This window comes from Mesorhizobium sp. (assembly GCF_017306585.1).
Taxonomy (GTDB): domain Bacteria; phylum Pseudomonadota; class Alphaproteobacteria; order Rhizobiales; family Rhizobiaceae; genus Mesorhizobium.
In genome coordinates this window covers 1-25,465 of the sequence record NZ_JAFKIC010000167.1, presented here as the reverse complement: position 1 = coordinate 25,465, position 25,465 = coordinate 1, and the positions used below count along the sequence as shown (strand labels likewise).

Below are 25,465 nucleotides of genomic sequence, written 5' to 3'. Positions count from 1 at the left end.
TTTGCCTGTTAACTGATTGAGATATTTTTTGTTTCGGCGCGGTGGCGGGGTTTGACCCCGCTGCCGCGTCGGCGCAAGAAAAAATTGGCTTTTCGGTGCGAGACTGCCGGCAACGGCTGAATCGGCCGAGAGGCAAACTGATCGAGACTGACGGGTGGGCATCTATCTCCCGATCGCGGAAATTTCCGTCAACGTCTTCGTGCTGCTGGCCATGGGCGCCGCGGTGGGCTTCCTGTCGGGCATGTTCGGCGTCGGCGGCGGCTTTCTCATCACGCCGCTGCTGATCTTCTACAACATTCCCCCGGCGATCGCTGTCGCCACGGGCGCCAACCAGGTCATCGCCTCCTCCTTCTCCGGCGCGCTGTCGCACATGAAGCGTGGCACGCTCGACTTCAAGCTCGGCGGCGTGCTTCTGGCCGGCGGAATCGTCGGCTCCACCGGCGGCATCTACGTCTTCGCTTTCCTGCGCAGGCTCGGCCAGCTCGACCTGTTCATCTCTCTGCTTTACGTCGTGCTGCTCGGCACGGTCGGCGGATTGATGCTGGTCGAGAGTGTGAATGCGCTGCGCGCCACGCGCAGCGGCGCGGCGCCGGTGCTGAAGAAATCCGGCCAGCACAACTGGATCCACCGCCTGCCGCTGAAGATGCGCTTCCGGGCCTCGAAACTCTTCGTCAGCGTCATCCCGGTGCTTGGCCTCGGTGCCGGCATCGGCTTCCTGTCGTCGATCATGGGCGTCGGCGGCGGCTTCATCATGGTGCCGGCGCTGATCTACCTGCTCAAGGTGCCGACCAACGTGGTTATCGGCACCTCGCTGTTCCAGATCATCTTCACCTCCGCCTACACGACGCTGGTTCACGCCACCACCAACCAGACCGTCGACGTGATGCTGGCCTTCCTGCTGATGGCCGGCGGCGTCGCCGGCGCGCAATATGGCGCCAAGGCCGGCCAGAGGCTGCGCGGGGAGCAGCTCAGGGCATTGCTGGCGCTGCTGGTGCTGGCGGTGGCGATAAGACTTGCCATCGACCTCTTCGTCACACCGCCGAACCTCTATTCGCTGTCCGGCGCGGGCCTCAACTGATGAAGGGCCCGGGAAGCTTCGCGGCAGCCATTTTCCTCTCCCTGCTCGCGGCCGCTGTGCCGGCGAAGGCGCAGACGCCGCTGCCGGAAGGCATCCAGATCGGGCTGTCCACCGACAATGTCTCGATCACCGCCGGTTTCTCCGGCGCCGACCTGACCATCTTCGGCTCGCTTGAAAACCCTGACCCTCTCGTTGCGCGCCAAGGCCGCTACGACGTCATCGTCGTGCTCGAAGGCCCCCCCAAGCCGGTGGTGGTGCGCCGCAAGGACCGTGTGCTCGGCGTCTGGATCAATCTGGAATCCGAGACCTTCGAGAACGTGCCGGTCTCCTATTCCGTGGCGACGACACGGCCGCTGCAGGACATCACCGAACCGAACAGCTACAAGCAGCTGTCGCTCGGCGCCTCCAACCTTTACATGCAACCCGCCGACGCCGGCGAAAGCCCGGCGACGATCGAGGAGTTCACCGCGGCGTTGCGCGAACGCAAGGCGGCGGCCGGCCTCTACAGCGAGAATGTCGGCGGCGTACAGTTCCTGTCGCAGAACCTGTTTCGCGCCACCGTGAGGCTGGCGCCCAACGTGCCGGTCGGCACCCACAAGGCGCGTGCCTTCCTGTTCAAGAGCGGGCTGTTCATCAAGGAAAGCTCCGCGCAGCTCGAAATCCGCAAATCCGGTTTCGAGCAATCGATCTTCCGCGTCGCCCACGACTATTCCTTTCTCTACGGCGTGTTTGCGGTATCGCTGGCCATGGTGACGGGCTGGCTCGGGCGGCTGGTGTTCCGCAAAGATTGATCCGACGGGGGAAAACAGGGGTTTCCCTTTTCCTCCCCATGCGATAAACCGCCGCCTCCCCGCCCAGGGACAACACGCACATACAATTCCAAAGAGCGGTCCGGCCATCCGGCTGACAGCGCGACGCGTCGTCGCCGTGCCGCCTTGAACCAATGACAGGAGGCTGCAATGCGTCAGGCATTCGGCGGCATCGACTTCGGCACGTCCAACTCCACCGTGGGCGTGATCCGGAACGGCAAGGCGCGGCTGGTCCCCCTGGAGGGTGAACAGCCAACATTGCCAAGCGCCGTCTTCTTCAATTTCGAGGACGGCTACACCTATTTCGGCCGCCGGGCGATCGGCGACTATACCGACAGCATCGAGGGCCGGCTGATGCGCTCGCTCAAGAGCGTGCTCGGCAGCTCGCTCGCCCATGAAAAGACCCGCATCAAGGCGCGCCAGATCGGTTTTATCGACATTATCGGTCTCTTCATCGGTCATCTAAGGACGCGGCTGGAAGAGGATGCCGGCGGCCCGGTGGAGAACGTTGTGCTCGGCCGGCCGGTGCAATTCGTGGACGATGACGCGGCGGCCGACGCGCAGGCACAAAGCGAGCTCGAAAAGGCAGCCCGGGCCCAGGGCTTCAGGCACATCGCCTTCCAGTTCGAGCCGATCGCGGCGGCGCTCGACTATGAGCAGAAGGTGACGCGCGAGGAGCTGGCCCTGATCATCGACATGGGTGGCGGCACGTCGGACTTCTCCATCGTGCGCGTCTCGCCGGAGCGTGCCCGCGCGGGCGACCGCAAGGACGACATCCTGGCCAGCCGAGGCATCCATATCGGCGGCACCGATTTCGACCGGCTGCTCAGCATCGCCCATGTCATGCCGGAACTCGGTTATCTCTCGCCGACCAAGGACGGCAAGCGCAACCTGCCGGCCAGCTACTTCATCGATCTCGCGACCTGGCAGCGCATCAACCTGGTCTACACCGCCAAGGCGATGACGCATCTGCGCCAGATCCGCTACGAAGCCGCGCGCGCCGACCTGGTCGACCGCTTCATCCATGTCGTCGAGCACCGCTACGGGCACGCTTTGGCGGCGCTGGTCGAGAAGGCCAAGATCGAGCTGACCGACAGGTCGTCGGCTGATGTCACGGTGACATTGCCGGACGCCGCGTTCGCCGCCGCGATCACGCGCGACGGCCTGGAGGCGACGATCGCCCGCGACATCGAACGCGTGACGGGGACAGTGGCGCAAACCATCCGCGATGCGGAGGTCGAGCCGTCTGATATCACGGCGGTGTTCCTGACCGGCGGTTCGACCGCGATCCCGCTGGCGCGGCGCGAAATCCTCGCGCTGGTGCCGCAGGCTTCCGTCATCGAGGGCGACATGTTCGGCTCGGTCGGGCTTGGCCTGGCGCTCGACGCGCAGCGCAAATTCAGTTGATATCGCCAACCGAAATCACGACTTGGCCGGAGCCGTTTCATCCGGATTCGCGCCTAGATGCGCCTTGAGCGCCATCTGCGCCAGGCTCGCCTGGCGATCGCGATGCGTGATCATGGCGAAGTCGCGCCTTGGCAATTCGATGGGCACCGCCCTCAGGCTCCCCTCGGCCACCGCGCGTCCGACGACGAGTTCCGAAATGATGGTGGCGCCGGCGCCGGCCTCCACCGCCTGGCGAACCGCCTCGTTGCTGGGCAGCACCAGGAATATCTGCAAGTCGGCAAGCGAAATCCCCTCGCGCCGCGCCAAATCCTCCAGCACCTCTCGCGTGCCTGAACCGCCTTCGCGGATGATCCAGCGCAGCCCTTTGATATCGGGATAGCCCGGCGCGGTTTCGGCGATCTCGGGATGGGAAGCCGCGACGACCAGCATCAGGCGGTCGATATCGACCCTGGCGCGGCGCAATATGTCGGACTCGGTGCGCCCCTCGACCAGGCCGAGGTCGGCGGTTCCATCCAGTACGCTGGCCTCGACCTGCCTGGTGTTGCCTATGGTGACGCTCAGCCGGACGGCCGGATAGGCTTCGTGGAAGGAAGCCAGCCGGCGCGGCAGCCAGTAGCTGGCGATGGTCAGGCTGGCGGCAATGGAGAGACTGCCGGCCACGGTCTGCGAAACATGTTCGAGCACATTGCGCGCGGCAGCGGCGCGTTCAAGCACGGCCTTGGCCTCGGGCAGGAAGCGATGGCCGGTCTGGGCCAGTTCGATGTTGCGCCCGACACGATTGAAAAGCTGGACGCCGTGCTGCTCCTCGAGCGCGCGGATGGCCGCCGATGCCGCCGACTGGGAGATACCCAGAAGCTCGGCCGCCTTGGTCATGTGGCCGCGCTCGGCAACGGCAACGAAGATGCGCAACTGTTCCAGGGTCATATCAGCATTAAGAACCAATATCGATCGAATTTACAAGAACAACTGATTAGACGGATCGATAGCTTCATTCTACTTTTTCCAACGAAGTTAGAAAAAATTGGCCACCAGGCCGCAGAGAATAAAATGATCGAGCGGTTCAGATCCCTGCTTGCGCATTGGACCCGTGGCTTGAGGCGACGGCTTGCCGGCGATCGCTACCACCCGGAAGAGCACTATATGCGCGGCCCCGGACCGAAAACGCGGGCCAAGTCCGCCGGCGCCGCCGGCACGACGCGATCATGATGCACGGACCGCCGCGCGGCGCGAATTCGGCACCGTCGCAACGCCCGCTGGCCGACACGCGCGCTCCTGACGAGGGCGACGGTGTCGATACCTCGCCCGATGTCTCCGACCGTGTGGCCAAAACCACCTGCTACATGTGCGCCTGCCGCTGCGGGATCGAGGTGCACATCAAGAACGGCAAGGTCCGCTACATCAACGGCAACAAGGACCATCCGGTCAATCGCGGCGTGATCTGCGGCAAGGGCAGCTCCGGCATCATGCAGCACTACAGCCCCGCCCGGCTGAAGAAGCCGCTCTTGCGCACCGGCCCGCGCGGCTCCGGCGCATTCCGCGAGATCGAGTGGGAAGAGGCTTTCTCGATCGCCACCGAACGGCTCTCGGCCATCCGCCGCACCGACCCGAAGAAGCTCGCCTTCTTCACCGGGCGCGACCAGTCGCAGTCCTTGACGGGCTGGTGGGCGGCGAAGTTCGGCACGCCCAATTTCGCCGCCCATGGCGGCTTCTGTTCGGTCAACATGGCGGCCGGCGGGCTCTATTCGATCGGCGGTTCGTTCTGGGAGTTCGGCGAGCCGGACTGGGACAACACGAAATACTTCATGCTGTTCGGCGTCGCCGAGGATCATGATTCCAACCCGATCAAGATCGGGCTGGGCAAGCTCAAGGCGCGCGGCGCCAAGGTCGTGTCGATCAATCCGTGCCGCACCGGCTACAATGCGATCGCCGACGACTGGATCGGCATCCGGCCGGGCACGGACGGCCTGTTCGTGTTCGCGTTGATCCACGAGTTGCTGAAGGCAGGCCGCGTCGATCTCGACTATCTCCTGCGCTACACCAATGCCCACACGCTCGTCATACAGGAACCGGGCGCCGCCGATGACGGGCTGTTCGTACGTGACGCGGACGGCAATCCGCTGGCGTGGGACAGGGTTGCCGAAAAGCCGGTCCGCGCCGACGACGCGCTGGCGAAGCCGGCACTCACCGGCAGCCATGAGGTGAATGGCCGACGCTGCGTGCCGGTGTTCCAGCTGATCGCTGACCGCTATCTCGACGAGAGCTATTCACCGGACGCTGTCGCCGAGCGCTGCGGCATATCGGCCGCCACCATCCGGCGGATCGCCGCCGAACTCGCCCATGTCGCCTTCGAGCAGACGATCGAATTGCCGGTGGCGTGGACCGACTGGGCCGGGCGCCGGCACGAGACGATCAAGGGCCGACCGGTGGCGATGCACGCCATGCGCGGCATCTCGGCCCATTCCAACGGTTTCCACACCTGCCGCGCCATCCACCTGCTGCAGGTGCTGCTGGGCACTGTGGATGTACCCGGCGGCTTCCGCTTCAAGCCGCCCTACCCGAAATCGGCGCCGCCAGGCCCCAAACCTTCTGGCAAGGCCGTCAAACCGATGACGCCCCTGGACGGCATGCCGCTCGGCTTCGTCTGCGGCCCCGACGACCTGCTGGTCGACGAGGCGGGCACGCCGCTGCGCATCGACAAGGCCTATTCCTGGGACGCTCCGCTGGCCGCGCACGGACTGATGCACAGCGTCATCCGCAATGCCTGGGCCGGCGATCCATACAAGATCGACACGCTGATGATGTATATGTCGAACATGGCGTGGAATTCCTCGATGAACACCGTCGAGACCATCGCCATGCTGACCGACAAGGACGAGGCCGCCGCCTACAGGATTCCCTTCATCATCTATTCCGACGCCTATTATTCCGAGACCGTGCCCTTTGCCGATCTCGTGCTGCCGGACACGACCTACCTCGAACGCCACGACTGCATCAGCCTTCTCGACCGGCCGATCAGCCATGCCGACGGACCGGGCGATGCGATCCGCCATCCGGTGGTCGAGCCGGACCGCGACGTCAGGCCGTTCCAGTCGGTGCTGATCGAGCTCGGCGCGCGGCTTGGCCTGCCTGGCTTCGTCAACGAGGATGGCTCGGCGAAGTACCACGACTATGCCGACTATATCGTCAATCATGAGCGCACGCCGGGCATCGGCCCGCTGGCCGGCTGGCGCGGCAAGGACGGCACTTCGACCGGCAAGGGTAAGCCTAATCCCAACCAGTTGCAGCGCTATATCGACAATGGCGGCTTCTGGCACCATGACCTTGCCGCTGACCAGCGCTTCTACAAGATGGGCAACCGCGCCTATCTCGATTTCGCGGTTCAGATGGGCTTTATCCCGAAGGCCGAGCCCATCGTCTTCCAGCTCTATTCCGAACCGATGCAGCGCTTCCGGCTCGCCGCGCGCGGCCATGGCCGGGTGCTGCCGCCGCAGACGGAACGCAAGCGCATCGAGACCTACATGGACCCGCTGCCCATCTGGTACATGCCGTTCGAGGAAGCCGCCGTGGACCTCGAGAAATACCCGCTGCATGCGCTGACGCAGCGGCCGATGCACATGTACCATTCCTGGGGTTCACAGAATGCTTGGCTCAGGCAAATCACCAGCCAGAACCGGTTGTTCGTGCATCACAGGACCGGGGCGGGCCTCGGGCTCGTCGACGATGACTGGGTGTGGATCGAAAGCATCAACGGCCGGGTCAAGGGGCAGATCAAACTGATCGACGGCGTGAACGAGAGCACGGTCTGGACCTGGAATGCGATCGGTAAGAGACGCGGGAGCTGGGGATTAAAAGACGACGCCGGCGAGAGCAATCGCGGCTTCCTGCTCAACCATATCATCGGCGACCAGACATCCGCTGACGCCAACGGCAGGCGCTATGCGAATGCCGACCCTGTGACCGGTCAAGCGGCATGGTTTGACCTTCGCGTGCGCATCGTCAAATGCGCGCCGCAGGAGGCCGGCTTTACGGAGCCCCAATTCGAGCGTTTCGAACAACCGCCGCATTTCGAGCCGTCGCCCGACATATCGCGTTTCGGTGCTGAATTCCGCCACGCAAGGGAAGCCGCCCAATGACCTGCCTGCCTTCCCATATGGACAAAAGGCTTGGTCTCGTCATCGACCTCGACACCTGCGTCGGCTGCCAGGCTTGCGTGACCGCCTGCAAGGAATGGAACACGGGCGGCCACATGGCGCCGCTGACCGACACCGACCCTTATGGCGGCCATGTCGACGGCGTCTGGTTCAACCGCGTGCACAGCTATGAGCACACCACCGAGATGGGCGGGCGCACCGTGAACTTTCCGCGCTCCTGCCTGCATTGCGAGACACCGGCCTGTGTCACCGTCTGCCCGACCGGAGCATCGTACAAGCGGGCATCGGACGGTATCGTTCTGATCGACGAGAGCAAGTGCATCGGCTGCAAGCTCTGCAGCTGGGCCTGCCCGTATGGCGCGCGCGAGTTCGACACCGATGTCGGCGTCATGAAGAAGTGCACACTGTGCGTCGACCGCATCTATAACGACAATCTGGCCGAAGGAGACCGTGTGCCGGCCTGTGTCGCCGCCTGCCCGACCAGCGCTCGCCATTTCGGCGACCTTGGCGATCCAGCCTCGGCCGTATCGCAGCTGGTGGCGGAGCGCGGGGGCGTCGACCTGATGCCGGAGATGGGCTATCGCCCGACCAACAAATACCTGCCACCGCGGGCGCATACGCAGCGCGCTGCATCCGTGCCGGCGAAGGCACTCGAGCCGGTCAAGGCCGAAGGCGGCTTCCTAGGCTGGGTCGACCGCATGCTTTCGAACTGACCCCATGCATCCCGCCTTCTCGGTCGTTTTCTTCACCACCGCTACCGGCGCCGGATACGGCCTGCTGGCCCTGCTCGGCGTGCTTGGCGCCACAGGCTTCATCGCGCCGGGCTTCTGGCTGGGTCTGGCAGGCATGGCCTTGTCGCTTGGCCTGATCAGCGCCGGGCTTTTATCGTCCACCGGTCATCTCGGACGACCGGAGCGGGCCTGGCGAGCCTTTTCGCAATGGCGCAGTTCCTGGCTGTCGCGCGAAGGTGTCGCTTCGGTAGCCACCTTCATACCGGCGGGGCTGTTCGGACTCGGGTGGGTGGTCTTCGGTCGGCTTGACGGCTGGGTGGCCGCCGCAGGGCTTCTGGCCGCCGTGGGCGCCATCGTCACGGTCTGCATGACCGGCATGATCTACGCCTCATTGAAACCAATCGCCCAATGGCACAGTCCCTACACCTTGCCCGGCTATCTCATCTTCTCGGGGATGAGCGGCATCGTGCTTCTCAATGCGCTGCTCGCGGGCTTTGGCCTCGGTACGAATAGACTGCTCGCTGCCTCGATCCTGCTCACCTTGCTCGGCTGGGGCTGGAAGCTGGCGACCTGGCGTCACAACGACCAGTTGGAGATCCCGACCACCGCCAACACCGCCACGGGACTCGCCGGCGGCACGGTAAGGTCTCTCGAATGGCCGCATACCGAGGAAAATTACCTGCTCAAGGAGATGGGCTTTCGCATCGCACGAAAGCACAGCGCCAAGCTGCGCCTGATCACGCAGGTGCTGGCCTTCGGCCTGCCGATCCTGTTGCTCATTGCGGGCTTCGCCTTGCCGTGGCCTCTCGAGGCGGTGGCTGCGGCGCTCGCGGCGATCAGCCAGTTCGCCGGCATGCTTGTCGAACGCTGGCTGTTCTTCGCCGAGGCGAAGCACACAGTTACGCTCTACTATGGGAGATAGACCTCAGCCCGGCCGCAGCATCGGATGCGAGATGGCGAAGATGCGCTCCGCGCCCAGCATATAGGCCATCAGCGTTTCCAGACGAAACAGGCCGGCATAGGCGCGGTCCAACACGTTGAGCGAGCCGGTATAGGCGCCGAAAGCCGGCATGATCATACGGCCGCCATCGCCGGCAAAGCAGCGGCGCCGTACCGAACGGCCGCGCTGGACAATGCGGGCGCAGGGATGAAGGTGGCCCGCGATCTCGCCCTCGACACGGACCTTTGACGGTTCGTGCCGGAACACAAGCGCGCCGATGGCCAGTTCGCGCACGGTCTCGCCGGGCAAATCCGCCGGGGCTTCCGGATCGTGATTGCCGGCGACCCAGAACCACTGGCGCCCGGCCATCAGCGCTTCCAGCCGCTCACGAAAGCTCGCATGCATGCGCTCCGCGCCGCCACCGTCATGGAAAGAGTCGCCCAGGCTGATGACGATCGACGGCTGATAATCCGAGATGACGGCCTGCAATCTGAGCAGGGTCGCGCCGGTGTCATAGGGCGGGATCAGCGCGCCGCGCCGGGCAAAGGAAGAACCTTTCTCGAGATGCAGGTCGGACACCGCCAGCAGCTTGAGCTCGGGGAAATAGAGCACGCCGCGCGGATCGCAGACAGCGCGCTCGCCCGCGATGCCTATCAAGTCGGCCTCGGCGATCAGCGATGTCCGCGTCAGCGAGAAATTCATCTCAAGTCAAACCCTGTTGGCCCTGGCCTCGTCCCGGACCCATGGCTTCCTCGACCAGATCGGCGGCTTCCATCAGAAGCGTCTCGTTGGCGCCGCCATTCACCGATTCCTTGCCGATCTCCAGCATGATCGGCACCGCCAGCGGCGAAATCTGATCGAGATGCTTATGCATGATTCGACCACGCACACGCGAGAGCATGTCGGCAAGTCTGCTGACATCGAGCAATCCGGATGAAGCATCGGTGCGTGTCGCCTGCAACAGAATGTGGTCCGGCTCGTGGCTGCGCAGCACGTCGTAGATCAGGTCGGCCGAGACCGTCACCTGGCGGCCGCTCTTTTCCTGCCCCGGAAAGCGCTTCTCGATCAGGCCGGCGATGACGGCACAGTTGCGGAAAGTGCGCTTCAGCATCCAGCTGTCGTTCAGCCAGGCTTCGAGGTCATCGCCCAGCATGTCCTCGTCGAAGAGGGCGGCCAGCGACGGCTTCCTGGCCTTGAACAGGGCCGCCATGTCGTCCAGCGCCCAGACGGCCAGCGAATAGTCGGTGGCAACGAAGCCGAGCGGCCTTGCATTGGCCCGCTCCAGCCGCCGTGTCAGAAGCATGCCGAGCGTCTGATGGGCGAGCCGGCCCTCGAAGGGATAGGCGACCATGTAGTGCCGGTTGCCGCGCGGAAAGGTCTCGACCAGCAGGTCGCCGCGTTTGGGCAGTACCGACTTGTCTTTCTGGATTCGCAGCCAGTCGGCGACCTGCTCGGGCAGAGCCTGCCAGCGGTCGGGGTCGGCCAGCATGCCGCGCACCTGGTCGGCCAGATAGGTCGACAGCGGAAACTTGCCGCCGGCATAGGACGGCACGATGATGTTGGCGCCCGCACCGTTGGAGACGACGCATTCGCTCTCGCGGATGCCTTCGAAACGCAGCACCTTGCCGGCGAACAGGAAATTGTCGCCGGGCCGCAGCGTCTCGGCGAAATACTCCTCGATCTTTCCGAGCACCGGCCCGCCGCGACCGGCCATGCCCCTGCCCTGCCTGACATAGCGGACATTGAGCTCCGGCATCTCGACGATGGTGCCGACATTCAGCCGGTATTGCTGGGCAACGCGCGGATTGGAGACGCGCCAGAGCCCGTCCTTGGTCTTGCGGATACGGGCATAGCGCTCATAGTTCTGCAGCGCATAGCCGCCGGTGGCGACGAAATCGATCACCCGGTCGAAGGTGTCGCGCTCCAGGGCCGCATAGGGTGCGGCGCCGCGGATTTCCTCGAACAGGAGATCGGCGTCAAAAGGCGCGCCGCAGGCGACGCCGAGCACGTGCTGCGACAGGACGTCGAGCGCGCCGTTGATCAAGGGCGGCGTGTCCTGCGCGCCCAGATAGTTGGCGTCGAGCGCCGCGCGGCATTCCAGCACCTCGAAGCGGTTGGCCGGAATGAGGATCGCCTTGGAAGGCTCGTCCATGCGGTGGTTGGCGCGGCCGATGCGTTGCGCCAGCCGGCTGGCGCCCTTCGGCGCGCCGACATGCACGACGAGATCGACATCGCCCCAGTCGATGCCGAGGTCCAGCGTCGAGGTGGCGACGATGGCGCGCAGCGCGTTCTCGCCCATCGCCTTCTCGACCCGCCGGCGCTGGCCGACATCGAGCGAACCATGATGCAGCGCGATCGGCAGCGAATCTTCATTGGCCCGCCACAGTTCCTGGAACAGCATCTCGGCCTGGCTGCGGGTGTTGACGAACAGGATCGTCGTGCGGTGCTTTTTGATCGCCTCGTAGATTTCCGGAATGGCGTAGCGGGCCGAGTGCCCGGACCATGGCACGCGTTCGCGTGAATCGAGGATGGAGATATCCGGTTTCGCGCCACCGGCCACGGTAATCAGCCCGGCCATGTCAGGCGCTGCCAGCCCCTTGGGCGGATTCTGGCTGACCAGCCAGCGCCGCAGTTCGTCGGGTTCGGCAACTGTTGCCGACAGGCCGATCGTCTGCAGATCCGGCACATAGTTGCGTAGCCGCGCCAGGCCCAGCGCCAGCAGGTGGCCGCGTTTGGAGGTTACCAGCGAATGCAGTTCGTCGAGCACGACGTAGCGCAGTTCCTCGAAGAACCGCCGGGCGTCGGGGGCCGCGATCAGCAACGCCAGTTGCTCCGGCGTGGTGAGCAGGATATCGGGCGGCACCAGCTTCTGGCGCTGGCGCTTGTGGGACGGCGTGTCGCCGGTGCGCGTCTCGATAGAGATCGGCAGCCCGATCTCCTCGACGGGTTTGCCGAGATTGCGCTCGATATCGACGGCCAGGGCCTTGAGCGGCGAGATATAGAGCGTGTGGATGCCGCGATGCGCCTGGCCCGGCTTTCGCTTCGGCCGGACAGCCAGTTCGGTCAGCGACGGCAGGAAGCCGGCAAGCGTCTTGCCCGCGCCGGTCGGCGCGATCAGCAGCACCGATTGTCCCGCCTGCGCACGCGCCAGCAATTCGATCTGATGGGCGCGCGGCGACCAGCCTTTTTCACCGAACCATCTGACGAACGGTTCGGGCAGGGCTACAGCGGCATTCTGGTCGGCAAGGCGCGGCTCAACGGTCACGTGCCAGAGGTAGCGCGGCGGCGGTCAATCGCCAAGAAGAATCGGAACAAAAGGGGATCGCAGTGACTCTTCCCTTCTCCCCTTGTGGGAGAAGGTGGATCGGCGCGCAGCGCCGAGACGGATGAGGGGGTTCCAGCGGAATGAGACGCTGGTGGCATCTGGAACACCCCTCATCCGTCGCCTTCGGCAACACCTCCTCCCACAAGGGGAGAAGGAAGAAACCGCGCTATGGCCTCCGGAACCCAGTCGGCCCGCCGTAGAGATAGCCTATGCGGGCGATGGCGTCCTTCAACCCTTCGCGCGACACCAGCATGGTGTGGCCATTGGCGTGGATCATTGTCTCTTCGTCGGTCATGATGGCGACGTGACCCTTCCAGAAGACGAGATCGCCGCGCCTCAGGCCGGAATAATCCGGGCCTGGCTGGAATGTCTCGCCGATCGAGGCCGCCTGCATGTCGGAATCGCGCAGCACGTCCCTGCCCGCCATCCGCATCGCCAGTTGCACCAGGCCTGAGCAATCGATGCCGAAGCCGGAGGCGCCGCCCCAGAGATAGGGCGTGCCCAGAAACGTCTCGGCCACGGACACATAGTCCGCCGCGATCTCGCCAATCGGACGCAGGTGCCCCGATATGAGAGCCTCGCCCGAGGGCAGCAGCGCGTAGTGCGTGCCGCGCGTTTCGGCGGCGCCGATCACGGTCACCGTCGATCCCATCGACAGGTGTCCAGCGATCGGAAAGCGCAGGTCCGGGCCGGGATAGAGGAAGGTTCGCGGAACGCAGACTATATGGGTTGGTGCCTGCTCCCGCCCGCCGAGTTGATTGGCGGCGACATAGCCGACATAGCCGTCGCGTTCGCCCTGCACCCAGGCCCAGCCCTTGATATCCTCGAAGACCAGCACATCGTCGCCGGACAGGAACTGCGTGTTGATGCCGGCATCCGCTCGGGGCGCCTTGCGTACATCGGCCACCGGTACGGCAATCCGCGCCGGCCGGCCGGCGACGAAACGCTCCGCCGTGACTTCGCCTTGCAGGCGGGCATCGGCAAGATCGGAACGAAAGGCGTGCAGGCGAGCGTCTCTGGCGGTCAAATCGGCAATCCGGTTCTGTTTTCGTTGAGCATGACCCTGTCCGGGGCCAAGCCCTACATCGGCAATTCATGGGCCTTGGCGATGATACCATCGCCGAAGCGCTCGACAAAGAGCGCACCCTCGACCGTGCGTTTGATCAAGACATTGCGCTTGTCGAGTTCGTCGCGATGACGCGACACCAGCTTCAGCGCACCCATCGTATCCAGCGCGCGGGTGATGACCGGCTTGGTGACGTTGAGGCGGGCGGCAAGTCCGCGCACCGTGTGCGGTGGCGGATCGAGATAGATGGTGAACAGGATCGCCGTCTGGCGCATGGTGAGGTCGGGCGCATCCTCACGCACCTGCGACAGCATCACCTGCTGCCACAGTCGCAAGGCCTGGCTCGGGCGCATCGCAATCGACATCGCGCCAGCATGACCGCAAATTGTTTCGGTTCCGTTTCAGTTTCGGCGATTTGCCGGCTTGCCGCGATCAGCCGAAGCGGCTCGAAATCACCCGCTCCAGCGCCCGGATGCCCTGGGCCTCGCCGCCGGCCGGACCATAGGGCCGGTCCGCGGGATTCCAGGCGAAGATGTCGAAATGCGCCCAGCCCGGCGTCTTCTCGACAAAGCGCTTTAGAAAGAGGGCAGCCGTGATCGAACCGGCGAAGCCGTCCGTGGTGACGTTGTTGATGTCGGCGATCTTCGACGACAGTTTCGCATCGTAAGGCCGCCATAGCGGCATGCGCCACAGCGGGTCCTCCACCGCCAGCGATGCCGCCGCGAGGTCCGAGGCCAGCGCCTCGTCGGCGGTGTAGAACGGCGGCAGATCCGGCCCAAGCGCGACGCGGGCAGCGCCGGTCAGCGTCGCCATGTCGACCAAGAGCTGAGGCTCTTCGTCGTCGGCCAGCGCCAGCGCATCGCCCAGCACCAGCCGCCCCTCGGCATCGGTGTTGCCGATCTCGACCGTGATGCCCTTGCGGCTCGCCAGCACGTCGCCCGGCCGGAAGGCATTGCCGGCAATCGAGTTCTCCACCGCCGGGATCAGCACGCGTAGCCTTACGTTCAGGCCGGCCGCCATGATCATCGAGGCCAGTCCCAACACATTGGCCGCGCCGCCCATGTCCTTCTTCATCAACAGCATGCCGGACGACGGCTTGATGTCGAGGCCGCCCGTGTCGAAGCAGACACCCTTGCCGACGAGCGTCACCTTGGGCGCGCCTGGCTGACCCCAGGTCATGTCGATCAGGCGCGGCACACTTGAAGAGGCGCGGCCGACGGCATGGATCATCGGGAAATTCTGCTTGATGAGATCGTCGCCCTTGGTCACCGAGACCTCAGCCTTGTGGGCAGCGGCCAGGGCCCGCACGGCTCGCTCGAGATCGTCCGGCCCCATGTCGCTGGTCGGCGTGTTGACCAGGTCGCGCGCCAGGATGACGCCATCGGCGATGCGTCGGACCCGGCCGGCATCGGCTCCGGCCGGCAGTTCGAAGCGCAGCGCCTTGCCGGGCTTCTTGCCATAACGGGTAAAGACATAAGAGCCGAGCGCCAGCGCAATTGCCGCCAGTTCCGGTTCGGCCGGCGCCGAGGCGAAATGCCAATCGCCTTCAGGCAGGGCTTTCGACAGCACGCCAAGGCCAAGCGCGCCCTCGCCATCGCCGATGCCATGCAAGGCGCCCGCCAGCGCACCGTTTTCACCAGGCAAGACCAGCGTGCGACCTGCTTCACCGGAGAAGCCGTTGGCCCTCGCCCAGGCGATTGCGGACGGCGCGAGGTCCGCTGCCTCCAGGCCGTCCCTGCCCACCAGGTGCACAGGCAACGCGCCCTGCAATTTCTTCTCGACGAGTTCGACAGGCATTCAATGTTCTCCGGGCAGGCTTTCACGAGTCGGTGTTTTTAACCATCCGTTAGGGTTAACAGAATATTTCTGCGGGAGGGAAGATGGCCGTGCAATGGCCACGCGCAGGAATGGAGGCCAGTGCCCATGCCGATCGACCGCACGATGACTGTCAGGGGAAAGCGGCTCGTCACCACGGCCTTCGTGCTCGCGCTCGCCGCCGGAGTCGCCGGCTGCGGAACCGACAAGATGAGCACCGGCTCGATCGGGCGCACCAGCGGCAAGCCGTTGGAGACGATGTCCGCGGGTGAACTGCACAATGCCACCGCCGCGCTTGGCCAGTCCTATTCGAGGAACCCCAACGACAAGCGCATAGCAACCAATTTCGCAGCAGCGCTGCAGATGAACGGCGACGCCGACCAATCGCTCGCCGTGATGCGCAAGCTGGCGATCGCCTACCCCAAGGATCGCGACGTGCTCGCCGCCTACGGCAAGGCGCTGGCCGCCAATGGCCAGTTCGAGGCAGCGCTCGATGCCGTGCGCCGCGCCCAGACGCCGGAGTATCCCGACTGGAAGCTGGTGTCGGCGGAGGCAGCCATCCTCGATCAACTCGGCCAGAAGGACGACGCACGCCAGCTCTACCGCAAGGCTCTCGAACTCAAGCCAAACGAACCCTCGGTCCTGTCCAACCTTGGCATGTCCTATGTGCTGGAGGGCGATCTGCGCACCGCCGAGACCTATCTGCGCTCGGCCGCCCAGCAGCCCAATGCCGACAGCCGCGTGCGGCAGAACCTGGCGCTGGTCGTCGGCCTGCAGGGCCGTTTCGACGAAGCCGAGAAGATCGCCTCGCAGGAGCTCTCGCCGGAGCAGGCCCAGGCCAATGTCGCCTATCTCAGGCAGATGCTGGCCCAGCAGAATGCCTGGAGCCAACTCAAGGACCAGGACAAGAAGAAGAAGTCCGCGACCAACTGACCGCATATCGGGCCGCTGGTCGTCCCAGAAAGAAGAGCCGCGCGACGTCCCTCGCGCGGCTCTTTCGTTTCGGCCTTGGCAGCGGATTACTGGGCGCTGCTGGAGTGGTGGTCGCCAAAGATGCCGCGCTGGCTGACCTGGATGCCGGCCGGGCCGAGGATGATGGCGAAAAGCACCGGCAGGAAGAACAGGATCATCGGCACGGTGAGCTTGGGCGGCAGGGCGGCTGCCTTCTTCTCGGCGGCATTCATGCGCATGTCACGGCTTTCGCTGGCAAGCACGCGCAGCGCGTGCGCCACGGGCGTGCCGTAACGCTCGGCCTGGACGAGCGCCTGCGAAACCGACTTCACCGATTCCAGACCGGTGCGGCTCGCGAGGTTCTCATAGGCCTGCTTGCGCTCCTGAAGGTAGGAAAGCTCGGCGTTGGTCAGGATGAATTCTTCAGCCAGGGCCACCGACTGCGCGCCGATCTCGTCGGCGACCTTGCGCAAGGCGGCTTCCACCGACATGCCTGATTCCACGCAGATCAGCATCAGGTCGAGCGCATCCGGCCACGCCATCTGGATCGACTGCTTGCGCTTTGAGGCGCGGTTGTTGACGTAGATGACCGGCGCATAAAAGCCGCCATAGGCTACGAGGATGCAGACGAAGAGCCGGATCACAAATGGTTTGTCCGGCAATCCTCCGAGCACGAAGATGTAAAACAGGCCCAGCGCGAAACCGACGAAAGGCAAGACGAGGCGGAAGAAGAGGAACCGGGTCAGCGGATTCTGTCCGCGGAAACCGGCGACCTTGAGTTTCTGCAAGGTGGCCTCGTCGGCCAGGGCGCGCCGCAGGTCCAGACGGTCGACGATGTTGCGCATGCCGACCGACTGCTGTTCGCGCAGGCCCTTGCGGCGGCGGTCGGCCTCTGTCGCAAGCCGGGCGCGCTGCTTGGCGCGCAGTTCGTCCCGCTCCAGCGCCACCGATTTCATGCGTGACTTGAGCTGGTTGCCGCCAAGGGCGGGCAGCAGCGTGAAGACGGTGGCGAACACGGCGATGGCGACCAGCAGCGCGATCAGAAGGCCGGGATCCGTCAGTGACTTGACGACTTGTTCGCTCATGCCGCTGCCCTAGACTTCGAAGTTCATCATCTTGCGCATCACGAAGATGCCGATCGACATCCAGACGCCGGCGACGCCAAGGATCAGATTGCCGACGCTGGTGGTGAACAGCGGCAGCATGTAGTTCGGGCTCGAAAGATAGACCAGGAAAGCGACGATGAAGGGCAGAGCGCCGATGATGGCGGCGGACGCCTTTGCTTCCATCGACAGTGCCTGGACCTTGGCCTTCATCTTCTTGCGGTCACGAAGCACGCGCGAAAGGTTGCCCAGCGCCTCGGACAGGTTGCCGCCGGCCTGCGACTGGATCTGGATGACGATGCCGAAGAAGCTCGCCTCGGTGCACGGCATGGTTTCGGGCATGCGCAAGGTCGCATCGGGGATCGACATGCCCATCTGCTGCGAATCGACGATGCGGCGGAATTCGGTCTTCACCGGCTCGGGGGATTCGTTGGCGATCAGGCGTATGGCATCGTTCAACGGCAGACCGGACTTGACCGCGCGCACGATGATATCGAGCGCGTTCGGGAATTCATTGAGGAACGCCTTGACGCGCCGGGTACGGCGAAATGAAACGAACCAGCGCGGCAGGCCGAACGCTCCGGCCACCAGTACGCCGGGCAGCACCAGCAGCGGCGTGCCGGCCATGAACGCGACCACCGTCAGCGCCAGGCCGCAAATGGCGGAATAGATATAGAAACGCTCGATCGAAACCTTCATCCCGGCCTGACGAAGCTGCGCTTTCAGCGGCGGCTTCTTGATCGCGTTGTCCTTGGTTTTCTGCTTCTCGTCGAGTTCCTTGAGCGAATCCTGGACGGACTTGCGGCGCTTGGCCGCGTCGGCGGCGCGGTCGCGCGTGGCCTTGACGATGGAGCGGTCCGTTTCGGCCGCCTTGATGGTCTCGAGCCGCTTGCCGGCCTGCTTTTCGTTGCTGATCTGGTTGAACAGCAACGCATAGGCGATCGCGCCGGCGCTGAAGCCGGCGAGCACGACAAACGCCAATACGGTGCCGTCAATTCCAAACATCGACCAGAACCCTCACGCCTGCGGATGCGTCAGTCAGCGCGCTTCTCCATCGCCTCGAGCGCGGTGGCGAGGCGCTGTTCCTCGCCATAGTAACGAGCCCTGTCCCAGAAATGCGGTCGGCCGATACCGGTCGACACATGCTCTCCCAGCAGCCTGCCGTTGGCGTCCTCGCCCTTGATGTTGTAGAGGACGATGTCCTGCGTGATGATGACGTCGCCTTCCATCCCGATCACCTCGGTGATGTGGGTGATGCGACGCGAGCCGTCGCGCAGGCGCGCCGCCTGGATGATGACGTCGATGGAGCCGACGACGATTTCACGCACGGTTTTCTGCGGCAGCGAATAGCCACCCATCGCGATCATGGATTCGATACGGTTCAGGCATTCGCGCGGGCTGTTCGAGTGGATGGTTCCCATCGAGCCGTCATGGCCGGTGTTCATCGCTTGCAGAAGGTCGAACACCTCGGGTCCGCGCACTTCGCCGACGATGATGCGTTCGGGCCGCATGCGCAGGCAGTTCTTGACCAGGTCGCGCATCGTCACCTCGCCCTCGCCTTCGAGGTTGGGCGGGCGGGTTTCGAGGCGCACGACGTGCGGCTGCTGCAGCTGAAGTTCGGCCGAGTCCTCGCAGGTGATGACGCGTTCCTCGCGGTCGATGTAGTTCGTCAGGCAGTTGAGCAGTGTCGTCTTGCCCGAGCCGGTGCCGCCGGAAATGACGATGTTGCAGCGAACGCGGCCGATGATCTTGAGGACTTCGGCGCCTTGCGGCGAGATGGCGCCGAACTTGACCAGCTGATCGAGCGTCAGCTTGTCCTTCTTGAACTTGCGGATGGTGAGGGCGGTGCCGTCAATGGCCAGCGGCGGCGCGATGACGTTGACACGGGAACCATCGGGAAGACGGGCGTCGCAGATCGGGCTGGATTCATCGACGCGGCGGCCGACCTGGCTGACGATGCGCTGGCAGATGTTAAGAAGCTGCTGGTTGTCGCGAAAGCGGATGCTGGTCTGCTCGACCTTGCCGTTGACTTCGATGTAGACGTTCTTCGAGCCGTTCACCATGATGTCGGCGATGTCGTCGCGGGCAAGCAGCGGCTCGAGCGGGCCATAGCCAAGCACGTCGTTGCAAATATCTTCGAGCAGTTCTTCCTGCTCGGAGATCGACATCGCGAAATTCTTGATCGCGATGATGTCGTTGACGATGTCGCGGATTTCCTCGCGCGCGCTTTCAGGATCGAGCTTGGCGAGCTGCGACAGGTCGATCGTGTCGATCAGCGCCGAGAAAACCTGGCTCTTCGTGTCGTAGTAGGTTTCGCTCTTTTCGCGGCCCCGCTTCTGCTCAGGCGCGAGCGGCGGCGCCTCGACCGCGCGGCGGGCCGGCTGTGCGGCGGGCGCGTTGGGCTGGGGTGCGGCCGCGGGACGGGCGAGAACGGCCGTGTCGGCCGAACCCGCGGCAGCCGGAGCAGCCGCCGGTGTTGGTGCCGGCTGGCGAAATTCCGGCTTGAACCGGTTGCCGTCGTCGTTGCCTCTTTTACCGAACATGATCGACTACCGATCCCACTGCGTCATTTCTTGTTGCGCGAAAGCTTGCCGAGCAGGCTGCCCAGGCCAGGCTTCTTCTTCGCCTTCAGTTCGCTGCGGCCGGTCAGCACATGGGCGATCTCGTTGATCGTGGCCACGACCGGGTTCTTGGCATCCATCTCGCCGAGCATGCGCCCATTGTTGGCGGCATTGCCGAAAAGCACCGGATCGAAGCCGATCACCGACATCGGCGTCAGGCCGAGCGGCTCGGCGAAATCGGACGGCGAAATCTCCGGCCGCTTGGGGACGCCGGCCTGGTTGATGATCAGCTTCGGGGGCGGATCGTTGGGGCGCAGCCGCTTGAACATGTCGACGAGGTTCTTGGTGTTGCGCAGGTTGGCCAGTTCAGGCGTCGCCGTGATGACGACCTCGTCGGCCTTGATCAGCGTGTTCTTGGCCCAGCCGGTCCAGACATGGGGGACGTCGAGCACCAGCAGCGGCACGCTGCGCTGCGCCGTGTCCACCAGTTGCGTGAAGGCATCGGGATCGAAGTCGTAGACGCGCTCCAGCGTCGAGGGCGCGGCGAGCAGCGACAGGTGCTCGGCGCACTGGGTCAGCAGCCGGTCGAGATAGACCTCGTCGATGCGTTCGGGTGAAAACACCGCTTCGGCGATGCCCTGCGCCGGATCCTGGTCGAAATTGATGTTGGCGGTGCCGAAGGCGAGATCGAGATCGGCAACGACGACTTCGGATTTGAACAGCGACGACATTGCCCAGGCGACATTGTGGGCGATGGTGGAGGAGCCGACGCCGCCCTTGGCACCGACGAAGGCGACCGAGCGGCCGAGCGGCTCGGCCTCCGGATCGACGAAAATCGACGACACGACACTGACGATGTCTGCCATCGACACCGGCGCGATGACATATTCGGAGATGCCCGAGCGGATGAGCTCGCGGTAGAGACCGACATCATTGTAGTGACCGATGACCACCACCTTCGAGGAAGGATCGCAATATTCCGAGAGCTGCGCGAGCTGCTCCAGCAACTGCTTGGGCTCGCTGCGCGATTCCAGCAGGATGAGATTCGGCGTCGGCGCCGACTGGTAGAATTCGATCGCGGTGGGAACGCCGCCCATATGGACCTTGAGATGCGCCTTCGTCATGCGGCGGTCCTCGCCGGCGCGCTCGACCGGATTGGCAACGCCCTCCGTCTCGCAGAATGCCTGGATCGAGATGCGCGGAACCGGCCGCAACGCCTGCATCGCTGCGATGTCCTGCGGCGAGGTGTCGCCGCCGTCCACGGTGGCGTCATAGGCAAGGTTGCTCATGGTCATGCTCTTTCCGTGGCCTGTTCTTCGCCTGGCTTCACTTGCCCAAGTCTTTTCCCGGGGCGTGGCTTAGTAAGTCACTTCCGAATTGCCGAGGAATTCAGTCGATATGCCCCTGGCGCGATAGACATCGATCACCGCGCCACGGTTTTCCGCGTCGATGGTGGTCTGCTTGCGCGGTCCAAGCAGATCAGCCGGATTGGCCATCTGGGCGGCAAGATTGTTCTGATAGGAGCAGCCGAAATCGGCATAATGCTTGTTTTCCGAAGTGTTGGTCAGGTCCTCGGGCCAGCGCCCGCATTTGTCCGTCTGTGCCCTCACAGCGATGTAGGAGACGCGAATCGGGGCCGACGCCTCGCTCGAGCCGGCCTGATAAGGCACGACGACAATCCGGTTGCGTTTGACCCCGCTGGCGACCGCCAGCCGGGCGAAATCGCGGCCGGCGGCCGTCGCGGCAACTTCATTGGCCGATCCCTGCGGAACCTGGATCGTCAGTGTCGGGGCGGCGGTCTTGTCATAGCTGTCCAGGAAGCCAAGAAGCGTGTCGCGCTGCGAGCCGGTCATGCCACGGTCGCCGGCGCCGACCGGAAGATCGATCTTCTGGTTTTTCTCGGCGATGACGATGGGATGGTTGGTGCGATAGTCGTCCGGAATGGCGCCGACGGTGATGCTGTCGCGCTGCGCGCAACCGGCCAGCAGGGCCGTCACCGCCACCGCCAGGGCCGGAAGGGCCCGACGGTAGGTGCGCGAACGGCCGGAGCGGATCGCCGTGGCGATGGTCCGTGCCTTCAAGGCTGACTGAGACATGTCCGCTTCCCCATTCACTTGTAGATGTAGCCGACAACGCCGTGATACCGGCCGTTGGGCTTGTCGGTCTGCATGGTGCCGTAGACCCGATTGACCTTGCCGAGGAACATGGCGGCGCCATCGCTGGTAGGGTTGAAATTGTCGTCCGGCTTGGCGAGGTCGTTGCGTGCCGCCGGCCGCGCCAGATACGGCGTGATGATGATGACAAGTTCCGTCTCGTTGCGCACGAAGTCCCTGCTGCGGAAGAGCGTGCCGAGCACCGGGATTTTTGTCAGTCCAGGCAGGCCAGTCACAGCTTGCCTGACATCGTCGCGAACCAGGCCCGCGATCATCATGGACCCACCCGAGGGCAGTTCGACGGTCGTATCTGCAAGGCGCTTGCGCAGTGATAGCGCATTCATGCCGATACTCTTGTTGTCAGTGGATGACGACACGGATCCTTCGGTGGTCGGCTCGGAAACCGAGGTTCTGACTTTCAGGCTGATGCGACCGGGCGACAGAACCACCGGCTGGAACTCCAGGCCGATGCCGTATTCGATCTTGTCGACCGAATACGTCTTCAGACCTGTCTGGTTGTCGGTAGAGACGTTGGCGCTAACCCCGGTCACCATATTGTATTCGCCACCGACCTTGAAGGTCGCCTTCTCGCCCGATACGGCGGTCAAGGTGGGCTCGGCCAAGGTCTTCATGACCCCGGACTGCTCCATCGCATTGACATAGGCTTGTAGCCCCGACGTTGCGACGCCGAAGCCCGCGTTCGACAGTGGCTTGCCGAGACCCATGAAAGGGTCACTGAGCGCGCTATAGCTGATGCCGTTGCCGCCGCCGCTGCCTATCATGTTGACGCCGAGCTGCTTCATCACCGAGCGGCTGACTTCGGCGACCGTCACTTTCAAGGTAACCTGATCGTCGCCGATGATCTGGAGCAGATTGACGATCTTCGAGGTGCGGCGTTCCTGGTCCGGGTTGTTGATGTCGACACCGCTCTGGGCAGAGCCGCCGGCCGCGGTCTGCGAATATTGTCCGGTCGTCGCTTCACCGCCCGAGACGAAGATCGTCGCCAGATCGACCGCCCGCTTGGCGTCCAGCGGCGTGTCGACGGTGCCGGTCAGGATGACGTTGTCATTGAGCAGTTCGACCTTGATGGCCGAGGTCGGCAGGAAGCGCTTGATGTAATCCTCCAGCCCGGCGACATCGCGCTCGACGGCCAGATCCAGGCTGGCGATCTGTTCGCCGTTCGGGCCGAAGACAAAGATGTTGGTCTCGCCGACGGCCTTGCCGAAGAGATAGATGCGTCTCGCCGTGCGGGTCACCGCATCGGCAACCGTCGGGTTGGCGACGAGAATGTCGTAGGCGTCGCTTGGCAGGTCTATGACGACAGACTTGTTGAGGCCGAGCTTGACGCGCTGGTTGGCGGTCGTGGCCGTCACCTGCGTGCTCTTGGCCTGGACAACGCCCTGCACATTCGTCCCGACGAGCAGCAGGCTGAGCGCCGTTGCCGCGATTGCCGGCAGTTTACCGCTTCGCCTCATTTCCTTGCCCCTACTTCAGAAACTTCGCCCGACTTGATGAGCCTCACCGTTCCCCGGCGGCCATTGCCGGAAACGAGATAGTCGGCCTCGTCCAGATTCTTTTCCTGGGTGTCCGTGATCGCCCGCAGCGCAAGTGTCAGGCGATCCGCCATCTGTTGCGCAACGGTGATGATTTCCGCCTGGCGGGGGGTCAGCTCCAGCGTGGCGGTCTGACCCACCCTGGTCTTCTTGCCTTCCTCGTCTTCCTGGATGGTCTGGTCGATCGCCAGGACGCGAATGTTCTTCAGGATGGTTTCGGTGTTGAAGCCGGTGCTGCCGCTGGCAGCGTCCGCCCTGCGGGTCATGATGACGTCGACAAAATCGTTGGGGAGGATGAAGCCGCCGGCCGAGGTATCGGCCGATATCGTCGTGGCGACTGCCCGCATCCCGGAAGGCAGGATCGACGACATGAAGCTTTGCCCCTCGCCGATCAGCTTGGAGCGGCGCACCGGCTCGCCCGCATACATCGCCACACGGGCAATCGACCCCTTCAGCTTTTCGATCGCGTCGGGAGCCGTGGCCTTGGTGATGAAATTCGCGTTGACGCCGTCGGCCGGCCAGGCCTGCCAGGTGATGTTGTTGTCGAGTGCGTTGCCCATGCCGACATCACCCGAGAGCACCAGCACGTCCTGCAGCGGCACTTCAGGCGCCTTGGGGCCGGAATCGACAACGATCTGGGGCGGCGGCGCGGCGACCATGTTCTTGGCGACATAACCAGCACCGCCTGCCGCAGCCACCGCCACGCTCAGAATAATCAATCGGGATGCTGGCATCTGTCCGAACCCTCGCCCTTGGCAAACCACGTAGCCAGGCCGGACTTTGCAGCCGCAATCGTCAAAACAAGGTTAATGCAATGCTTACGATCGTGATTAATTTAAGGTTTACATAAATTAGAGGGATCACGCCGCCATGGGTTCCATAGCCCCCTCATCGGCTGCCCTCACAGCCGGTTGGCGACACGGTCGGTAGACAACGGAAAATCAGATCGGGTTCAGCTTGCCAGCCGCGCCAGCGCCCACACCACCAGGGGTGAGTCCGGATAGGTCATCAATCCGCCCAGGCCAAGCGCGATCCCATAGGGAATGCCGGTCTTCTCATCCGCGAAATGACGCAGGAATGGATTGCGGCCGGTAACGACTGCAAGCGGCGACTTGCGGTAGATCAGAATGGCAATGGTCAGAAGACCGCCGATCAATGTGGAGGCCACGAGATATTCAACGAGATTTACGTTGAGCCCCATCCATACGGCCGTGGCGGCCAGGAGCTTGGCGTCGCCGCCACCCATGCCGCCCAAGGCGAACAGGCCGAACGTCACGGCCAGGACAATGGCGCCGGCGGCGAAGTGCCAACCGTAAGCCGCCCATTCCATGCCCGTCAGCGGCGCGACCAGCGCGAAGACCACGACAAGCAGCACCGGCACGCGGTTTGCAATCGTCATCGACAGCATGTCGGAGATCGCGGCAAACAGCATGCAGAACGGAAAGACGACGAAGATCAGGGCTTCAAGCATCGGCGCTCATGCCTATTGTCCACGGAGACTGAACCTAGACGGGTTCGATTAACGATTGATGAGGCTGGCAATAAAAAGGCGACTGTTGCTGGCGGTGCTCTCACATGGCCGGAATAGAACAAGGTCGCCATTGGCGGCCCATGGCCGGAATAGAACAAGGGCCGCCAATGGCGGCCCTTGTCAGGAACGTAACCCCAGCGTTCAGCAATAGGCGGATCAGCCGCCGCTGCTGTTCAGGGTGGTGCCGATCGCGGTGAACTTGGCGTTGATGGCATTGCCGAGCGCGCCGGCGCCGGTGATGATGGCGAGCGCGATGAGAGCGGCGATCAGACCATATTCGATAGCGGTCGC

Annotated in this window: 23 protein-coding genes; 8 read left to right on the top strand and 15 right to left on the bottom strand. The window is 64.0% G+C overall.

What is annotated here, in order from left to right:
• Positions 1-154: 154 nt before the first annotated feature.
• From J0I79_RS19690 to J0I79_RS19680, 3 genes are all read left to right on the top strand, one after another.
• On the top strand, positions 155-1,078 hold the full coding sequence (locus J0I79_RS19690; protein WP_292862537.1) for a sulfite exporter TauE/SafE family protein: 924 nt from the start codon (positions 155-157) through the stop codon (positions 1,076-1,078).
• On the top strand, positions 1,078-1,869 hold the full coding sequence (locus J0I79_RS19685; protein WP_292862534.1) for a TIGR02186 family protein: 792 nt from the start codon (positions 1,078-1,080) through the stop codon (positions 1,867-1,869). Before J0I79_RS19690 ends, J0I79_RS19685 begins: the two co-directional genes overlap by 1 nt.
• Before the next feature lie 168 nt (positions 1,870-2,037).
• On the top strand, positions 2,038-3,294 hold the full coding sequence (locus J0I79_RS19680) for an Hsp70 family protein (protein ID WP_292862531.1): 1,257 nt from the start codon (positions 2,038-2,040) through the stop codon (positions 3,292-3,294).
• Between the two features lie 15 nt (positions 3,295-3,309).
• On the opposite strand, the gene J0I79_RS19675 is transcribed toward J0I79_RS19680, so the two are convergent.
• Positions 3,310-4,218 carry a LysR family transcriptional regulator gene (locus tag J0I79_RS19675; RefSeq protein WP_292862528.1) on the bottom strand — a complete coding sequence of 303 codons (909 nt, stop codon included), beginning with the start codon at positions 4,216-4,218 and terminating at the stop codon, positions 3,310-3,312.
• Here J0I79_RS19675 and J0I79_RS19670 point away from each other — a divergent pair.
• From J0I79_RS19670 to J0I79_RS19655, 4 genes are read left to right on the top strand one after another with little or no spacing between them, the layout of a single operon-like run.
• Positions 4,168-4,500 carry a hypothetical protein gene (locus tag J0I79_RS19670; protein ID WP_292862555.1) on the top strand — a complete coding sequence of 111 codons (333 nt, stop codon included), beginning with the start codon at positions 4,168-4,170 and terminating at the stop codon, positions 4,498-4,500. The two genes, J0I79_RS19675 and J0I79_RS19670, sit on opposite strands and share 51 nt — an antisense overlap.
• Positions 4,497-7,427 carry a molybdopterin oxidoreductase family protein gene (locus J0I79_RS19665; protein WP_292862525.1) on the top strand — a complete coding sequence of 977 codons (2,931 nt, stop codon included), beginning with the start codon at positions 4,497-4,499 and terminating at the stop codon, positions 7,425-7,427. Before J0I79_RS19670 ends, J0I79_RS19665 begins: the two co-directional genes overlap by 4 nt.
• Entirely contained in the window at positions 7,424-8,158 is a 735-nt protein-coding gene (locus tag J0I79_RS19660; protein WP_292862522.1) for a 4Fe-4S dicluster domain-containing protein, read from the top strand. The genes J0I79_RS19665 and J0I79_RS19660 overlap by 4 nt, the downstream gene beginning before the upstream one ends.
• 4 nt (positions 8,159-8,162) lie before the next feature.
• On the top strand, positions 8,163-9,098 hold the full coding sequence (locus J0I79_RS19655; RefSeq protein ID WP_292862519.1) for a DmsC/YnfH family molybdoenzyme membrane anchor subunit: 936 nt from the start codon (positions 8,163-8,165) through the stop codon (positions 9,096-9,098).
• A 3-nt stretch (positions 9,099-9,101) separates the two neighbouring features.
• Here the strand turns inward: J0I79_RS19655 and pdeM are convergent, their stop codons facing one another.
• The 5 genes from pdeM to J0I79_RS19630 form a co-directional block, all read right to left on the bottom strand.
• Positions 9,102-9,818: a ligase-associated DNA damage response endonuclease PdeM gene (pdeM, locus tag J0I79_RS19650; RefSeq protein ID WP_292862516.1), complete on the bottom strand. Its 717-nt coding sequence runs from the start codon at positions 9,816-9,818 to the stop codon at positions 9,102-9,104.
• 1 nt (position 9,819) lies between these two features.
• Complete coding sequence (locus J0I79_RS19645; RefSeq protein ID WP_292862513.1) at positions 9,820-12,381, bottom strand: ligase-associated DNA damage response DEXH box helicase; 2,562 nt, start codon at positions 12,379-12,381, stop codon at positions 9,820-9,822.
• Positions 12,382-12,607: 226 nt separating this feature from the next.
• Positions 12,608-13,468, bottom strand: a complete 861-nt coding sequence (locus J0I79_RS19640) for an NlpC/P60 family protein (protein ID WP_292862510.1) — start codon at positions 13,466-13,468, stop codon at positions 12,608-12,610.
• A gap of 53 nt (positions 13,469-13,521) precedes the next feature.
• Positions 13,522-13,872, bottom strand: coding sequence for a MarR family winged helix-turn-helix transcriptional regulator (locus J0I79_RS19635; RefSeq protein ID WP_023773016.1), 351 nt, complete (start codon positions 13,870-13,872; stop codon positions 13,522-13,524).
• 67 nt (positions 13,873-13,939) lie between these two features.
• On the bottom strand, positions 13,940-15,304 hold the full coding sequence (locus tag J0I79_RS19630) for a M17 family metallopeptidase (protein WP_292862503.1): 1,365 nt from the start codon (positions 15,302-15,304) through the stop codon (positions 13,940-13,942).
• A 126-nt stretch (positions 15,305-15,430) separates the two neighbouring features.
• Between J0I79_RS19630 and J0I79_RS19625 the strand changes: the two genes are divergently transcribed.
• Positions 15,431-16,255: a tetratricopeptide repeat protein gene (locus J0I79_RS19625; RefSeq protein ID WP_292862500.1), complete on the top strand. Its 825-nt coding sequence runs from the start codon at positions 15,431-15,433 to the stop codon at positions 16,253-16,255.
• A gap of 86 nt (positions 16,256-16,341) precedes the next feature.
• On the opposite strand, the gene J0I79_RS19620 is transcribed toward J0I79_RS19625, so the two are convergent.
• The 9 genes from J0I79_RS19620 to J0I79_RS19580 all read right to left on the bottom strand — a co-directional run.
• Complete coding sequence (locus J0I79_RS19620) at positions 16,342-17,358, bottom strand: type II secretion system F family protein (RefSeq protein ID WP_292862497.1); 1,017 nt, start codon at positions 17,356-17,358, stop codon at positions 16,342-16,344.
• Between the two features lie 9 nt (positions 17,359-17,367).
• Entirely contained in the window at positions 17,368-18,381 is a 1,014-nt protein-coding gene (locus J0I79_RS19615; RefSeq protein WP_292862495.1) for a type II secretion system F family protein, read from the bottom strand.
• Between the two features lie 29 nt (positions 18,382-18,410).
• On the bottom strand, positions 18,411-19,919 hold the full coding sequence (locus J0I79_RS19610; protein WP_292862492.1) for a CpaF family protein: 1,509 nt from the start codon (positions 19,917-19,919) through the stop codon (positions 18,411-18,413).
• Between the two features lie 23 nt (positions 19,920-19,942).
• Positions 19,943-21,232: a CpaE family protein gene (locus J0I79_RS19605; RefSeq protein WP_292862490.1), complete on the bottom strand. Its 1,290-nt coding sequence runs from the start codon at positions 21,230-21,232 to the stop codon at positions 19,943-19,945.
• Between the two features lie 63 nt (positions 21,233-21,295).
• Positions 21,296-22,033: a CpaD family pilus assembly protein gene (locus J0I79_RS19600; protein ID WP_292862487.1), complete on the bottom strand. Its 738-nt coding sequence runs from the start codon at positions 22,031-22,033 to the stop codon at positions 21,296-21,298.
• A 14-nt stretch (positions 22,034-22,047) separates the two neighbouring features.
• Positions 22,048-23,565 (bottom strand): type II and III secretion system protein family protein, encoded by a 1,518-nt coding sequence (locus J0I79_RS19595; RefSeq protein ID WP_292862484.1) that lies wholly within the window; start codon positions 23,563-23,565, stop codon positions 22,048-22,050.
• Complete coding sequence (gene cpaB, locus J0I79_RS19590) at positions 23,562-24,377, bottom strand: Flp pilus assembly protein CpaB (protein WP_292862481.1); 816 nt, start codon at positions 24,375-24,377, stop codon at positions 23,562-23,564. The genes J0I79_RS19595 and cpaB overlap by 4 nt, the downstream gene beginning before the upstream one ends.
• A 218-nt stretch (positions 24,378-24,595) precedes the next feature.
• On the bottom strand, positions 24,596-25,114 hold the full coding sequence (locus J0I79_RS19585) for a prepilin peptidase (RefSeq protein ID WP_292862478.1): 519 nt from the start codon (positions 25,112-25,114) through the stop codon (positions 24,596-24,598).
• A gap of 216 nt (positions 25,115-25,330) precedes the next feature.
• Positions 25,331-25,465, bottom strand: a 135-nt coding sequence (locus J0I79_RS19580) for a Flp family type IVb pilin (RefSeq protein WP_292862549.1), incomplete at its 5' end; no start/stop codon positions are given.

Coding starts and splice junctions, on each gene's coding strand:
- J0I79_RS19685 (WP_292862534.1), top strand. CDS start 1,078: ATGAAGGGCCCGGGAAGCTTCGCGGCAGCCATTTTCCTCTCCCTGCTC.
- J0I79_RS19680 (WP_292862531.1), top strand. CDS start 2,038: ATGCGTCAGGCATTCGGCGGCATCGACTTCGGCACGTCCAACTCCACC.
- J0I79_RS19675 (WP_292862528.1), bottom strand. CDS start 4,218: ATGACCCTGGAACAGTTGCGCATCTTCGTTGCCGTTGCCGAGCGCGGC.
- J0I79_RS19665 (WP_292862525.1), top strand. CDS start 4,497: ATGATGCACGGACCGCCGCGCGGCGCGAATTCGGCACCGTCGCAACGC.
- J0I79_RS19660 (WP_292862522.1), top strand. CDS start 7,424: ATGACCTGCCTGCCTTCCCATATGGACAAAAGGCTTGGTCTCGTCATC.
- J0I79_RS19655 (WP_292862519.1), top strand. CDS start 8,163: ATGCATCCCGCCTTCTCGGTCGTTTTCTTCACCACCGCTACCGGCGCC.
- pdeM (WP_292862516.1), bottom strand. CDS start 9,818: ATGAATTTCTCGCTGACGCGGACATCGCTGATCGCCGAGGCCGACTTG.
- J0I79_RS19635 (WP_023773016.1), bottom strand. CDS start 13,872: ATGTCGATTGCGATGCGCCCGAGCCAGGCCTTGCGACTGTGGCAGCAG.
- J0I79_RS19630 (WP_292862503.1), bottom strand. CDS start 15,304: ATGCCTGTCGAACTCGTCGAGAAGAAATTGCAGGGCGCGTTGCCTGTG.
- J0I79_RS19625 (WP_292862500.1), top strand. CDS start 15,431: ATGCCGATCGACCGCACGATGACTGTCAGGGGAAAGCGGCTCGTCACC.
- J0I79_RS19620 (WP_292862497.1), bottom strand. CDS start 17,358: ATGAGCGAACAAGTCGTCAAGTCACTGACGGATCCCGGCCTTCTGATC.
- J0I79_RS19615 (WP_292862495.1), bottom strand. CDS start 18,381: ATGTTTGGAATTGACGGCACCGTATTGGCGTTTGTCGTGCTCGCCGGC.
- J0I79_RS19610 (WP_292862492.1), bottom strand. CDS start 19,919: ATGTTCGGTAAAAGAGGCAACGACGACGGCAACCGGTTCAAGCCGGAA.
- J0I79_RS19605 (WP_292862490.1), bottom strand. CDS start 21,232: ATGACCATGAGCAACCTTGCCTATGACGCCACCGTGGACGGCGGCGAC.
- J0I79_RS19600 (WP_292862487.1), bottom strand. CDS start 22,033: ATGTCTCAGTCAGCCTTGAAGGCACGGACCATCGCCACGGCGATCCGC.
- J0I79_RS19595 (WP_292862484.1), bottom strand. CDS start 23,565: ATGAGGCGAAGCGGTAAACTGCCGGCAATCGCGGCAACGGCGCTCAGC.
- cpaB (WP_292862481.1), bottom strand. CDS start 24,377: ATGCCAGCATCCCGATTGATTATTCTGAGCGTGGCGGTGGCTGCGGCA.
- J0I79_RS19585 (WP_292862478.1), bottom strand. CDS start 25,114: ATGCTTGAAGCCCTGATCTTCGTCGTCTTTCCGTTCTGCATGCTGTTT.